Annotated in this window: 10 protein-coding genes; all 10 read left to right on the top strand. The window is 63.9% G+C overall.

Annotated features, from left to right (window positions below):
- The first annotated feature begins 13 nt into the window (after positions 1-13).
- The 10 genes from tssF to C5J26_RS21100 all read left to right on the top strand — a co-directional run bounded on the left by tssF (position 14) and on the right by C5J26_RS21100 (position 13,603).
- On the top strand, positions 14-1,762 hold the full coding sequence (gene tssF / locus C5J26_RS21145; protein WP_105403555.1) for a type VI secretion system baseplate subunit TssF: 1,749 nt from the start codon (positions 14-16) through the stop codon (positions 1,760-1,762).
- Positions 1,759-2,850 carry a type VI secretion system baseplate subunit TssG gene (tssG, locus tag C5J26_RS21140; RefSeq protein WP_105403554.1) on the top strand — a complete coding sequence of 364 codons (1,092 nt, stop codon included), beginning with the start codon at positions 1,759-1,761 and terminating at the stop codon, positions 2,848-2,850. The genes tssF and tssG overlap by 4 nt, the downstream gene beginning before the upstream one ends.
- On the top strand, positions 2,847-4,832 hold the full coding sequence (gene tagH / locus C5J26_RS21135) for a type VI secretion system-associated FHA domain protein TagH (RefSeq protein ID WP_105403553.1): 1,986 nt from the start codon (positions 2,847-2,849) through the stop codon (positions 4,830-4,832). Before tssG ends, tagH begins: the two co-directional genes overlap by 4 nt.
- The gene (gene tssJ, locus C5J26_RS21130) at positions 4,829-5,314 is read left to right on the top strand and encodes a type VI secretion system lipoprotein TssJ (protein WP_105403552.1); all 486 of its coding nucleotides are present in this window, start codon (positions 4,829-4,831) and stop codon (positions 5,312-5,314) included. Before tagH ends, tssJ begins: the two co-directional genes overlap by 4 nt.
- 74 nt (positions 5,315-5,388) lie before the next feature.
- Positions 5,389-6,720: a type VI secretion system baseplate subunit TssK gene (tssK, locus tag C5J26_RS21125; protein WP_105403551.1), complete on the top strand. Its 1,332-nt coding sequence runs from the start codon at positions 5,389-5,391 to the stop codon at positions 6,718-6,720.
- Positions 6,717-7,607, top strand: coding sequence for a type IVB secretion system protein IcmH/DotU (gene icmH, locus C5J26_RS21120; protein WP_105403550.1), 891 nt, complete (start codon positions 6,717-6,719; stop codon positions 7,605-7,607). The genes tssK and icmH overlap by 4 nt, the downstream gene beginning before the upstream one ends.
- A complete protein-coding gene (gene tssM / locus C5J26_RS21115; protein WP_105403549.1) occupies positions 7,604-11,176 on the top strand; it encodes a type VI secretion system membrane subunit TssM in 3,573 nt (1,190 codons plus the stop codon). Before icmH ends, tssM begins: the two co-directional genes overlap by 4 nt.
- 15 nt (positions 11,177-11,191) lie before the next feature.
- Positions 11,192-11,947 carry a type VI secretion system-associated protein TagF gene (tagF, locus tag C5J26_RS21110; protein WP_172745988.1) on the top strand — a complete coding sequence of 252 codons (756 nt, stop codon included), beginning with the start codon at positions 11,192-11,194 and terminating at the stop codon, positions 11,945-11,947.
- Complete coding sequence (locus C5J26_RS21105; RefSeq protein ID WP_172745986.1) at positions 11,947-12,651, top strand: PP2C family serine/threonine-protein phosphatase; 705 nt, start codon at positions 11,947-11,949, stop codon at positions 12,649-12,651. The genes tagF and C5J26_RS21105 overlap by 1 nt, the downstream gene beginning before the upstream one ends.
- Entirely contained in the window at positions 12,644-13,603 is a 960-nt protein-coding gene (locus C5J26_RS21100; protein WP_172745984.1) for a serine/threonine-protein kinase, read from the top strand. Before C5J26_RS21105 ends, C5J26_RS21100 begins: the two co-directional genes overlap by 8 nt.
- Positions 13,604-13,759 lie beyond the last annotated feature (156 nt).

The raw sequence follows: 13,759 nt of genomic DNA, 5'->3' as shown, positions 1-13,759 counted from the left end.
GAGGGTTGGACCGATGGCGATCAACAACTACTACCGGGACGAGCTCTCCTATCTGCGCGAGATGGGTGCGCTGTTTGCCAAGGCCAATCCGCGGCTGGCGCGCCATCTCGGCAAGGACGCCACCGACCCGGACGTGGAGCGACTGCTCGAAGGCATGGCCTTCATGGTCGGGCGGCTGCGCCAGCGGCTCGATGCGGAAATGCCGGAACTGGCGCTCAGCCTCCTGCAGCTGGTCTGGCCCCATTACCTGCGGCCCGTCGCCCCGATCACCATGGTGCGCTTCGGTTTTGCCGAAGGTGCGAGCGGCGTGTCGATCGACGTGCCGCGCGGCACAAGGGTGCAGTCGCGGCCGATCGACGGCGAGGCCATTTCGTTCCAGACCAGTTTCGACCTGAAGGTCCTGCCCTTCGAGATCGTCGGCGCCGAACTCGAAAACCGCAAGAACAGCAGCCGGATCGTGATTTCGTTCCGCCAGACCGGCGGCGCCGGCCTGCAGGCGCTGGCAGCCGGGCCGCTGACCTTGTTCATCAACAGCGCCAAGGACACGGCAACGGCTCGCCAGCTCTATCTCTTTTTCCGCGAGCGGGTGCGCGGCGTTCAGCTCATTGTGCCGGATGAGCGGCCGGCCGCCGCCAACCTCACCGTCGAACCGATGGGCTTTGCGCCCACAGAGGCGGCCCTGCCCTATCCCGAAGGCGCCTTCGACGGTTTCCGGATCATGCAGGAATATTTCTCCTGCCCGGAAAAATTCATGTTCCTGCGGCTGAAGGGCCTGGAGAACTTCGCCGACTCCCGCGCCGACCGCTTCAGTCTGGCTTTCGAAATGTCGCAGGCCTTTCCGGAATCGACCCGCATCAGCGCCGATCTCTTCGCGCTCAACACCACGCCGGCGATCAACCTGTTCGAGGCCGAAGGCCGACCGCTGACGGTTTCCCACGAGCGCTCCGAATATCCGGTCCGGTCGGCCGGCGATTCCAGCCATTTCAGCGTTCATACCGTCGAGGGCGTGGAAGGCTGGGTTCAGGGCAGCGGCCGTCGCATCGTCTATGAGCCGTTCGAGAGTTTTCGCCACGATCTCTCCGAGGACGGTAAGCCGAAGCTCTACTACCGCACTCAGGTGAAGCCCGGCGTAATCACCAACGGCGTCGATCATTCGCTGTCCTTCGTTACCCGCCTCGGCAAGGTGGGCCTGCCGGAAACCGAGATGGTGTCGATGCGGCTCAGATGTTCGAACGGGTCGCTGGCAAGCCGCCTCGGGGTCGGCAGCGTCAACCAGCCGACATCATCGACGCCGGCCAAGCTGGAATTTTCCAACATCACGCCGGTATTGAGCGAAGTGCCTCCGCCGCTCGAGGAAGACATTCTCTGGACACTGATCGCCAATCTGGCCCGCAACTTCTCGTCGATCATCGATGTTGAGGCGCTGCGGACAGTGGTCGGCGCCTATGACTTCCGCGCCCGGACCGACCGGCAGGCGGCAATGCAGCGCGACATGCTGCTGCAGAGTTTCCGAAGCTTCGAGCGCAGGAGCGTCGATGTCATCAGCCGCGGCCGGCCGGTGCGCAGTTTCGAGCTGGCGCTTTCGGTCTCCGAAAACATGATGGGCGGCGAAGGCGAAATGTATCTTTTCGGCTCCATCCTCGACCACTTCCTGAAATCCTATTCGAGCATCAACAGCCTGCACCGGTTTTCCATGACCGGGCTCGATTCCAACATCGTGTTTCGTTGGGCCGCCAAATGGGGTGAGGCCGCGACGCTATGAGTGGCAACGAGGCAATGGCGGTGGAGGCGGTTTCCGGCCGGATGGCCGGAGCGCTCGGGGATGCGCAGCTTTCGGAACTCGCTCATTTCCGTTTCCACCAGCTTGTCGCGCTGATGGAACTCAGGCGCGGCGACGCGCTGCCCGTCGGGAGCCTGGGTGATCCCTCGAGCGAATATCTGCGATTTCGCGCCACCCGCTCCTTGAGTTTCGGGGCGTCCGATGTCAGTGCCGTCGCCTATGACACGGCGGCCGACCGGCTTGATATCCGGGTCAATTTCTTCGGTCTCTATGGCCCGGCTTCGCCGCTGCCGCCTTGGTTCACCGAGCGGATCATCGAGTCGGATACCGTTCCGACCCCGGTCGAGGATTTCCTCGATCTTTTCAATCACCGGCTGATCTCGCTGCTGCATGTGATCTGGCGAAAGCACCGCTATTATCTGCGCTATGAAAGCGGCGGCGCCGACCCCTTGTCGAAGCGCTTCCTGGCGCTGTGCGGTTTCCCGATCGAGGATCGCGACCGGATCGGCGAGATTTCCCGCTCGGCGCTTCTGCCGCATCTGGGATTGATTTCGCTCTTTTCCAATTCGGCCGATGTGGTCGGCGCGACACTCTCCAACTTCTTTGCGATCCCCTGCCGGATCGAAGAGTTCATTCCGCGCAAGGTGGCGATCGGCGAAGAGTCTCGGCTGGCGCTTGGCCGAACGAACAACATCCTCGGCGAGGACGCGATCCTCGGCTTCGAACTCGACGACGATTTCGGCAAGTACCGCATCTGCGCCGGCCGGGCGAGCTTCGCCGTGCTCGAACCTTTCCTGCCGCATGGCGCCAAACATCGCCAGTTCTGCGAACTGCTGTTGATGGTGACACGCGAGCCGCTGGAATGGGAGCTGCAATTTTCGTTCGAGCCGGAGACCATCCCGATGGCGAAGCTCGGCGAATGCCGCCTCGGCTGGACGAGCTGGCTTCATGCCGACACGCCGGAACCGCTCGAGGACACGGTCCTCCTGTCGACCGACAGCACCGTGTCGTCCTTCGATATGCCGCCTGCCGCCATGGCGGGCTTTGAGGGCATCGGAGGGCGGCCATGAGGGTCAGGCTTTCCCTGATCGGCGGGACACAGCCGAGCGAACATGTCTTCGAAGTTCAGGGCGGCACATTCGGCCGTTCGTTGAAATGCGATTGGGTTCTCTCCGATGAGGAGCGCATCCTTTCGTCCATCCACGGCCGCGTCGTCTTCGAGAACAACAAGTTCATGTTGGTCGACGAAAGCACCAACGGCATTTTCCTCGATGGCCGACAGCAGCCACTCGGACGCGGCAACGGCGTGGCGCTGGTGGGCGGCTTCAGGTTCCGCGCCGCCAAACACCTGATCGAGGCGCAGCTCCTGGCCGCCGCCGCCTTTTCACCGGCACCAACATCAGGCCCTGCCTTGCCGCAGGCCTACCAGCCCGTCTGGCAGAATGCTGCGCCATCGGCCGAGCAGGCGTTGCGCGAACGTGGCGACATGGGTGATGTCTGGGCCAAGAATTCCCAAGATCCGCTCGCCTATCTCGGATCGGCACCATGGCCGGAGGCTGCATCGCCAGATCCGGCCGCCTCTGCCATTTCCTATGTCGACCCGCTTTTCTCGCCTCCTCCACGTCAGACGGATCCGTTTGCGGGCATGATCGCCAACGGCCAGCCGGCAATGCCGGCGCCACAGCCGATACCGGCCCATTTCATGCCGGGGCCGGATCCGCGCGAACAGTTCCTGTCGCCGGCTTCCCCGCCTCAACCGGCTTTTTCGCATCAGCCCGCCACCGGCTTGCCAATGGGTTTCGAGCCTTTGCAGTCGTGGCCGCCGGTTGCTTCGCAGCCAAGCGTCGCGGCTCCTCCCTCATCCGCGCCGCAACCGATGCCGGCTGCCGGCCCCCAAAAACTCATTCCCGACGATTTCGATCCGCTTTCCATCCTTGCCAGCCCGGCGCGACGTAACCGGGAGCTGCGGCAGGAGCCCGGGAACACCGCGGCCTCACCGTTCGGTCATCAGCCTTTGGCGGCCAACCCACCCGCTCAATCGGCCCCTACTCCGCCCTTACTTGGGCCTGTGCCACTGCCGCCTGCCCGCGAGCCGCTCAGCCCGTCGCTGATGGCCGATCTGGCGCGATTGAGCGAGCCGGCTGCGACACGCCCGGCGGGACCGGAGCAGCCTGCCGGCGAATTCGACGCCATAGAGGCCATGAAGGCCCGCCGCGAAGAACGCAAGGCGCGACTGATCGAGAAGGCGGCCGGAGACGGTCACCCTCGGCCGGTAGTTCCCGCATCTGCTCAGATACCAGCTTCGATACCGGGCGTGCCGTTGCCGTCCATTGCGCCCATATTTCCCGGTCCACTTGAGCCGCAACCACCTCTGGCTGCGGCTCCCGGCGAGCCCTTTGGCGCGGTTTCAGACCAGCCGCTCCAGCCGATCGGCCGGACCGGTGCCGACGGCACCGCGCTGGTCGCACTGTTCACCGGCATGGGCCTGCCGGGCGCCGACATTTCACCGGACAGGCAGAAGCAGGTGATGCAGGAAGTCGGCGAGATGGTGCGGGCCTTTTCCGACGGCCTCATCCTGCTCTTGTCAGCCCGCCGTATGGTGAAATCCGAATTCCGCATGGACGAAACACAGGTGCAGCCGGAAGAGAACAATCCTTTCAAGCATTTCAAGATGGCAGAGCTCGCGCTGGACGAACTGTTCGTCACCCGCTCTGGTGGTTTCCAGGCACCCGGCGAAGCCGCCCAATCGGCATTGGAGGACCTCAAGCAGCACGTCATGCTGACCATGGCGGCGATGCAGCGGGCGATCAAACTGCTGATGGAGCGGCTGAGCCCGGAACATGCGGCGCGCGACAACGAAGCCGAAGGCACCCATCGCATCCGGGGCTTGGGCGCGCGCAAGGGCAAGTGGGAGACCTATGTCGACATGCATCAGCGCATGAGCAGCAATTTCGATGGCGTGGCGCGCCAACTGATCGCCGAAGCCTTTGCTCAGGTTCAGGAGGAACAGGCAAGGCGGATCGCTTCGCAATATTGGGAGAACAAGAAATGAGCTTCAAGAGGCTGACATTCCTCGGTATCGCGCTGCTGGTTTTGGCAGGCGTGCTCTCGGCTTGCGGCGGCGTGCCGGAGCCGACGCCTGCCGCTTTCACCATCAATGCCGATGCGGCCGTCAATCCGGGCGAAACCAAGCTCGCTTCTCCCGTAGTGATCCGCATTTATGAACTGAAGTCGCTCAAGGCCTTCAACAACGCCACCTATTTCGAGTTCGACGACGAGGCCAAGCTGCTCGGCGCGGACCTGATTTCGAGCCGCGAATTCGAGATGCTGCCGGGGACCGAGAAGAAATACGATCGCGAGATCTCCAGCGAGGCTGCCTATATCGGCGTCGTCGCGAGCTTCCGCGACATGCAGTCGGCGCAGTGGCGGGATTCCATCGAATTGGAGAAGGGCTCGCAGAACCGTTTCACCATCTACGTCACGAGCCTGGCGGTTCGGATCCAGAAATATTCGCGTTTTTCGTTCGGCAAGTGATCCAGCCTGCCGGGCGAAACCTTGAATTTGAATGCGCAATCGGGGCCTTGGCCCAGGGGGTATGATTGACATCGATGGGCAAGCCACTCTGGCTGGAAGGCATGTTTCTTCGGCCGCAGCACCTGCAGCAATATGACCGCTGGATCGAAAGCAATCTCGACCAGCGCGTGGCGGGGCTCGCTCCCTATCCATGGGGCGTGCGGCAGCTCGAATTCGACAAGGAAGCGTTGAAGACCGGGCAGATCCGCGTCAGTGCCGTCGATATCGTCTTTCCCGACGGCACCCTCTTCATCGCGCCTGGCCCGCAGCCCCTGCCGCAGGCTGTCCACGTACCGCCGGGCAGCCAGGGCAAACGTGTGTTTCTGGCCTTGCCGATCCGCGCCCCGGGGGCGAGCGAGGTCGCCGAAGGCGCCGGCATGACGCAACGTTTCCGCAACACCGCGGTTCGTGTGATCGACAACGCGCAGGCCAACCGACCGTCGGCCGAAATCGGCGTCGGCACGCTGAATGTGCGCATCGTGCTTGAGGGCGAGAAACTCGACGAGCTCACCTATCTGCCGATCGGCGAAATCGAGACGGTCGGCGCACTTGGTCAGGTAACCCTCACCGAAACCTATATCCCCCCGGTGGTCGCGATCGGGGCAAGTCTCAGGCTGATCTCGATCCTGGAGCAGATCCGCGGCCTGCTGCGCAGCAGGGCGGCGTCGCTGACGGCGGGTGCGACCGGGCAGGCGAACGATACCCGTTCCGGCATGCTCGACGTCATGCTGCTCGGGATTGCCAACCGCGCCGAGGCGATCATCGGTCATCTGATCGCGACCGGCCTTCATTCCGCCGAGAGCGCCTATCGCGAGGTGATCGCGCTCGCCGCCGAGATATCGGCCTATGCCTCGCCGACCCGGCGACCGCCGGACATGCCGCCCTACAACCATCTCGACCTGCGCATGAGCTTCGACGGGCTGCTTGCCATCCTGCGCGAGATGCTAAGCGTCATCGTCGAGCGCAATGCGCTCAGCATTCCGTTGACAGAACGTGATTTCGGCATCTGGCTCGGCGAGATCAAGGATCGGATGGCGTTCAACAGCCGCCGTTTCGTGCTGATCGCCCGCGCCGACCTGGCGCTCGAAAACATCCGCCAGCAATTGCCGGCCCATATCAAGATCGGCCCGGTCGAGCAGATCCGCGACCTCGTCAACCTTCAGCTTCCGGGCATCGCGATCCAGCCGCTTTCGGTGGCGCCGCGCGAAATCCCGTTCATCCAGAACGCCGTCTATTTCGAGGTCGACACCACCAATCCGCTCTGGCCGAAGCTTAAGGATTCCGCCGCCTTCGCCCTGCATGTGAGCGGTAATTATCCCGGGCTCGACCTGGAGCTCTGGGCGATCCAGCGTGAGGCCGGCAGATGAGCAATTTCGGCGACGATAACGACGCCCCGACGGTTGTGCGTCACTTAAGCCCCCGGGCGAGAACGGCGCTCGGCGGTGAGATGGGCGACGATCCGACCGTCGTCGTGCGCCAGTCGTTGCCGCCGTCCGCCAATGCCGGCGACGCGTCGTCGCTGCAAAGCGCCATCAACCTGGTGCAACAGCTCGACACCGCGCCGGAGCGCAAGCTGGTGCGGGCCGCAGCGCCGCTGCTCCTGATCGTCGCGCAGCTGCGCAATTCGACGGAACGGGCCGATGTCACGGCCCTGCGCCGCCAGGTCGTCGAGGAAATGGACCGCTTCCAGCAGATCGCCCAGAAGAGCGGCGTCGAGGCCGGCGATATCGTCGCGGCCCGCTACGTGCTCTGCGCGACCATCGACGAGACCGTGCTGATGACGCCCTGGGGAAGCCGCAGCGAATGGAGCTCGAACTCCCTGCTCAACCAGTATCACAACGAGACCTGGGGCGGCGAAAAGGTGTTCGTGATCCTCGACCGGGTGAAACAGAGCCCGTCGCAGCGTCTGCCGCTGCTGCTCCTCATCCACGCCTGCCTGATGCTCGGCTTCGAAGGTCGGTACCGGATCGTGGAGCGTGGCCGCGACCAGCTCGAGGACCTGCGCAACGAGCTGTCGCGGGTCATCAAAAAGGCAGGCGATACCGGCGCCGAAGAACCGCTTTCGAAGATTTCCAAGGGCGAACGGGGTGGCAAGAAGATCCGTGCCGTGTTTCCGCTGTGGATGGCGGCGGCGATCGCCGGCCTGTCGCTTGTCGTCGTCTACGTCTACCTGGAATTCTATCTCTCCGGAGCCCTGAAACCTGTTCTCACCAAGATTTCGGCGCTGACCAGCGGGTTAGGATACCGTCGATGATCAGAACCTATCTCGTCAGCATTCTTAGACCGTCCAGCCTGATCATCCTCCTGATGATCATCCTGCTGGCGGCGCTGTTCTGGCTGTTCGGCGGTCAAGTCACGGTCGGCGGCATCACACCCTTCGCCACCGTTCCGAGCCGGACGCTGGTGGCCACCGGCGCGGTGCTGCTGTTCTTCGTCGTCACCTTCCTCAGGTTTTTCCTGGCGCGGCGCGCCAACGCCCGGCTGATCAATTCGATGCTCGTCAATGACGAGCTGATCTCGATGGGCAGCGATCTGTCCTCCGACGAAGTGGAACTCATCCGCGAGCGCTTCGAAAAGACGCTGAAGACGCTGCGCGACAGTCCGCTCGACGGGCGCAAACGGCGTGAATACCTGTTCGACCTCCCCTGGTACATCATCATCGGCCCGCCGGGGACCGGCAAGACCACCATCCTGCAGAATTCTGGCCTCGACTTTCCGCTGGCCGAAACCGGGCATACGGCTGCTCTGCAGGGCATGGGCGGCACCCGCCATTGCGACTGGTGGATCTCCAACGACGCGGTGCTGATCGATACCGCCGGACGCTACACGACTCAGGACGTCAACCAGGGCATAGATGCCGCAGCCTGGGGCGGGTTTCTGAACATCCTCAAGGAAAACCGCAGAAGGCGGCCGGTCAACGGCGTGTTGCTGGCGATCAGCGTCGCCGATGTCGCGCTCGCCAGCGAGGCCGAACGGCAGCGCCATGCCGAAATCCTCCGGCAGCGGCTGCGCGAATTGCATCGCAGCTTCGAAATGCGGCTGCCGGTCTATGTGCTTTTCACCAAATGCGACCTGATCGCCGGTTTCGAGGAATATTTCGACGACTCGACCGAAGCCGATCGCGACCAGGTCTGGGGCATCACTTTCCCGCGCGACGACGATCAGGCAAGCTTCGGCCCGACATTCGAGAGCGGTTTTCAGGATCTCGTCAGCCGCATCGAACGGCGCCTGCCATCGAAACTCGAGACCGAGCGCAACAACGGCCGCCGTTGCCGCATCTACGGTTTTCCGCATGAATTCGCCTCGCTTTCGGCGGTGCTGCGCGGCTTCGTCACCGATGTCTTCCGGGTCAACCGCTATGAGGCGCAACCGCTCTTGCGCGGCGTCTATTTCACCTCCGGCACCCAGGAGGGAACACCGTTCGACAGGCTTCTCGGCGCCATGGGCCGCAGTTTCGCGCTGGCGCCGAGCCACCAGCCGCCGACAAGCGGCCAGGGCAAGGCGTTCTTCATCAAAAATCTGCTGACGGATATCATCTTTGCCGAACAGAACCTCGTCGGACGCAATACCAAGGTCGAACGGCAGTTCGCCGCCGCCCGAAGTGCCGCCTATGCGGGCCTTGCTGCGGTCGCCGTGCTGTTCTGCGGCTATTGGCTGGCGGGGCTCGACAGCTCGCTTTCGCTGATCAAACAGGCCGACGCCTCCGCCGACAAATTGAAGATCGGCATCGAGCAGGCGGGCAACAACCGGTCGCTGGAAAGCCTGCTGCCGATCCTCGACGAGGCACGCCGGCTGCGCGAGATCGCGGAATCGGGCTGGCCGCTGCCGGATATCCTGTCGATCGACGCGCGGCCCGAACTGCGCGGCGTCTCGCTGCAAACCTACGACGCGCTGCTCAGGACCTTCCTTCTTCCGTCCGTCGTGGCCCGGCTGCAGACCCAGATCCAGCTGCTGTCGACAACCGCAGACCCGAACAACCTGCTGCTGCGCGGCCAGCTCGAAACCTATTTGATGCTGACCACCGGCCAGAAATACGAAAGAGGCCGGGTCGAAAGCGAATTTTCGCGGCAGAACGAGGCGGCCTTTGCGCTGCGGCCCGACGCCAAATTGCGCATGGACGAACACGCGGAGAGCCTCGCCGCCCTCCTGCCGGCGGGGACTGCGACCGACCAGTCGACCGTGCAGGCGGCGCGCACCCGCCTCGCCGACGTGCCGCAGGCGTCCGACATCTATACGCGCATGGTCCAGGATGCACAGCGGCGCTATCAACTGCCGCCGATCAGCATCATCAACGTTCTCGGCCCCGGGGTACTGCAGGTCGACACAGCCGCCGGCGGCACGAGCGTGATCCCCGGCCTCTACACGAAGAATGGCTTCTACCAGTTCTTCCTGCCGCGGCTGCCCGAATATATTCGCAGCTCGACCGGGACCGATTGGGTTCTCGGCGAAAACGGCATCAGCAACGACGCCTATCAGAAACTCTCCGAAGAGATCGCCAAGGCCTACGTGCGCGACTACATCGCCATATGGAAAAGCGCGGTCAACCCGGTGCGGGTGATCGACTTCGATTCGCTGAGCCAGGGCCAGACGGTGCTGCGCGATCTTTCAAGTCCGCAATCGCCGCTGACCTCGCTGCTGACGACGCTGCGCGACAATACCGAACTGCCGCTGCCCGGCGCCAATGCCGAAAGCCAGGCGCCCGGGGGCGCGCTGTCCCAGGTCGCCGCCCCGCCCGGGATCGCGACGGCCGTCGCCGGCACCGTCACGGATGCGCTTGCCAAGACAGCGCTCGCAACAGCCTTCGGTTCCGCACCGTGGCCGGGGACGACGATCCGCAACGCCTTCCTGCCGCTGACATCGCTGGTCGATCCACAGAACGGCCAGGGCCTGGCGCAGATGCAGCAGTTGTTCGGGGAGCTTTTCGGCACCGCCGCGGGCATCGCATCCGCACCGAGCCCCGAGGCGGCCGCCTTCGATTTCGTGCTTCAGCGCGGCAAGAACCCGACCACCGACAGTTTTTCGCGGCTCAGGGCAAACGCGGCCACCAAGCCGACGCCAATCCGGCCGATGGTCGAATTCGTCTCCAACCGGACCTGGCAGGTGCTGCGCAGGCTTGCCTATACACATGTCAACCAGCGCTGGCAGGAGGAGGTTCTTCCGACCTGCAACGCGATGATGAACGACCGCTACCCGTTCTCGCCGGAATCGCAGCAGGAAATCTCGCTTCAGGATTTTGCCGACATCTTCAAGCCGGCTGGCATCATCGACCAGTTCTTCAAGGACAACCTGGCGCCCTTCGTCGTCGTCAAGGGCCGCCAGCTGGTGCCGATCGATCCGCAGCGCAGCGGCATCGGCCTGTCGCCCAATGCGCTCGGACAATTTGCCCGGGCGCTCGCCATCCGCGATGCGTTTTTCGGCGCGGCCGGCACGGCGCCGGAAGCGAAATTCACTGTCGAACCGATGTATCTCGATCCGAAAGCGCTCCGATCGTCCTTCGTTCTCGACGACGCCGATCTCGTCTACCGGCATGGTCCGATCAGGCCGCGCGACTTCGTCTGGCCGAGCAAGCGCGATGCGAGCACCGCGCAGCTGAGCATCACGCTTCTCGACGGCAAGACCGAGACCGTGCAACGCACCGGCAACTGGGCGATCTTCCGGATGCTGAGCGGCACCGGCATGGCGAGAACCAGCGGCCAGGACCAGTTCGAGTTCTCGATCGAGAAGGACAAGATCAGGGCCAGCTTCCGGCTGAGGGCATCGAGCGTCGCCAATCCGTTCAATGGTGAGCTCTACGCCTCGTTCCGCTGCCCTCCGGCGCTGTGAGGGAGGATGGCTCCCTTGGAATTGCTCGGTTATTTCGGCAAGGTTCCCGCGGCCAAGGATTTCGTGTTTCACGGTCTGCCCGTTCGCGTCACCGAAGCCTGGGCCGAGATCGCAGCCGGCTGGATGGCATCGGTGCGCAGCGAGGGCGACGAGAGTTTCCAGCGAAACGTGCTCTCCTCGCCGGTCTGGCGCTTCCTGATGCCAGCGGGTTTCGGCGGCAAGGCCGGTGTTAACGGCGCCGCGGGCCTGATGGCGGGCTCGATCGATGGGGCCGGCCGCGCCTTTCCGTTCGCGGTGTTGCTGGTCTCGCGCGAAACCGCCGGCATCCTGAGGCCGGACGCTCGGCTGGACAGGGCGCTCGATCGCATCGAAGCCGCCATGCTCGGCTTCATGGAAGACCAGATCGCCAGGCAAGAGTTCGTCGAAATGCTGAAGACGGTGGCGACCGATCTTTCGCTTGTCGCACGCGAGAAGGTGATAGCTAGCCCGCTTCTGGCGGATACCGAAAAAGCGGCCTGTTTCATCGGCGCCGATCCGGCCTGGTCGGGCGGCCGGGCGGCGCAAGCGACAAGCCTTCCCTCCGGTCCCGCCCCCTCGCCTGCCGGATCCCCCGAAAGCTATTGGTGGCACGACGGTCATGCGCCGCTCAGGCCGTCACAGTTTTATGTCGTTCGCGGCCTGCCGACGGAGGCCACCGCGCGGCACCTGTTTTTTGCCGACTGGCCGGCGGGATGGCAGCAGCGCCAGCCGCTCGGCACGGGCCTTGCCTGATGGAGCACCCCACGGCCGATCCCCATTTCCTCCGTTCACGCCGCATCGTCGAAGCCGAAGCGACGACCCGTCGCGGCTATTCCCATGTGCATAACGAGGACGCCTATATGGTCAGCCTCGACGAGCGCCTTTTCGCGATTGCCGACGGCATGGGCGGCCATCGCGACGGCCACATCGCCAGCCGGGCGGTGATCACGTCGCTTCAGCAACGGAGCGCCGCCACCTCCCTGGAGGAACGGATCGACAATGCCACGCACGCGCTCGAAGACGCGAATACAACCCTGTTCGGCGAGAGCCTTGCCAATCCGGCAGCCGGCATTTCCGGTTCGACCGCCGTGGCCTTGCTGGTTGGGGAAGATTACGCCTGCTGCCTCTGGGTCGGAGATTCCAGGCTCTACCTCATGCGCAACGAGAAGCTCTACCTGATCTCGGAGGATCATGCGGCGGAAGGCGGCGCGCTGACCCGTGCCATCGGTTCCTCGGCCAAGGTCGATGTGGACCGGCGGATCGTAGAGCTTGCCGACGGCGACTTGTTCGTGCTCTGCAGCGACGGCCTGCTCAAGGGCATGGGCGAGGACGAACTGGTCGGCATCCTGTGCGACAGACGCGAGAATGCCGCCGATCGGCTGCTCGCGAAATCGATCGCGGGCGGATCCGTCGACGATATCACGCTGGTGCTGGTCTGGGTGCTTGCCGATGAGTGAGGACCACAGATCGCAATCGACGGCGCTGGTTCTCATCGAGGACCAGCCCCCGATCGATCCCTCCCGCCTGCTGCGCGGGCGGTACCAACTGGTGGCGGAAATCGGCCGCGGCGGGCTGTCGCGGGTCTTCAAGGCCCGCGACATGGTGGCTTTGCGCGCCGGCCTCGCCGATCCTCATGTGGCCCTGAAGCTGATCGCCGCGGGCAAGAATACCGATCCCGACGTGATCGCGCTGATGCATCGGGAGGCGCGGCGGTTGCGCGATCTCGTCCATCCGAACATCGTCCGCGTCTACGATATGGATTCCGATCGGCGGCTTCATTTCATGATCATGGAATATCTCGAAGGACAGCCGCTGTCGCGCATGCTGCGGGAGGCACCGGGGCACCGGCTGGTACTGCCGGCGGTTGACCGGCTGGTCGGCAAAATCGCGGCCGCGCTCGAATTTGCCCATGGCAAAGGCATCATCCATGCCGATCTCAAGCCTGGTAACATATTCCTGGAAACATCCGGGCGGATCAAGCTGATCGATTTCAACATCGCCTATCCGGTGGCACGACCGAGGAAGACCCGCGAGGAGGATACGATCGCCATTCTCGGCCGCCTCGGCGCGCTGACGCCGGCCTATGCATCACCGCAACGGCTTGCCGGCGCCGAGCCCGGCACCGGCGACGACGTCTTTTCGCTCGGCATCATCACGTACCTCGCCTTGACCGGCATCCGCCCCTATGCCCCCGGCAATGCCCTCGAGGCCGCAGAAGCGGGCCATGTCCCTACCCGTCCCTATGGACTTTCGGCCAGCCGGTGGCGGGCGCTACGGCGAGCGATCTCGCTCGACGACGGGGAGAGGACCGTTTCGGCCGCCGAGTTTGCGCGCGATTTCACCGGCGGGCCGTTCGAGGCGATTTCCGGATGGTGGACGCATATCGCCCTGGCACGAGCAGGTGAGTAGCACACCGCTTACGCCAACCTGCGTGTCGATTGGACTGATCGGTAGGATGCTGAAGTAGCTATGGCGAACCGACAACCGGCAATAGAGCCTTTATCCCGGCTCACTGCCATAATGCAGGTTAACTTCGCCATGCTTTGATTGCGCATATCCATCGGC

It is taken from the genome of Neorhizobium sp. T7_12 (assembly GCF_002968535.1).
GTDB lineage: Bacteria > Pseudomonadota > Alphaproteobacteria > Rhizobiales > Rhizobiaceae > Neorhizobium > Neorhizobium tomejilense.
This window is presented reverse-complemented; position numbering and strand designations above follow the sequence as displayed.

Excerpts from the sequence above, each read along its gene's own strand:
- tssF (WP_105403555.1), top strand. The coding sequence starts at position 14 with ATGGCGATCAACAACTACTACCGGGACGAGCTCTCCTATCTGCGCGAG.
- tssG (WP_105403554.1), top strand. The coding sequence starts at position 1,759 with ATGAGTGGCAACGAGGCAATGGCGGTGGAGGCGGTTTCCGGCCGGATG.
- tagH (WP_105403553.1), top strand. The coding sequence starts at position 2,847 with ATGAGGGTCAGGCTTTCCCTGATCGGCGGGACACAGCCGAGCGAACAT.
- tssJ (WP_105403552.1), top strand. The coding sequence starts at position 4,829 with ATGAGCTTCAAGAGGCTGACATTCCTCGGTATCGCGCTGCTGGTTTTG.
- tssK (WP_105403551.1), top strand. The coding sequence starts at position 5,389 with ATGGGCAAGCCACTCTGGCTGGAAGGCATGTTTCTTCGGCCGCAGCAC.
- icmH (WP_105403550.1), top strand. The coding sequence starts at position 6,717 with ATGAGCAATTTCGGCGACGATAACGACGCCCCGACGGTTGTGCGTCAC.
- tssM (WP_105403549.1), top strand. The coding sequence starts at position 7,604 with ATGATCAGAACCTATCTCGTCAGCATTCTTAGACCGTCCAGCCTGATC.
- C5J26_RS21105 (WP_172745986.1), top strand. The coding sequence starts at position 11,947 with ATGGAGCACCCCACGGCCGATCCCCATTTCCTCCGTTCACGCCGCATC.
- C5J26_RS21100 (WP_172745984.1), top strand. The coding sequence starts at position 12,644 with ATGAGTGAGGACCACAGATCGCAATCGACGGCGCTGGTTCTCATCGAG.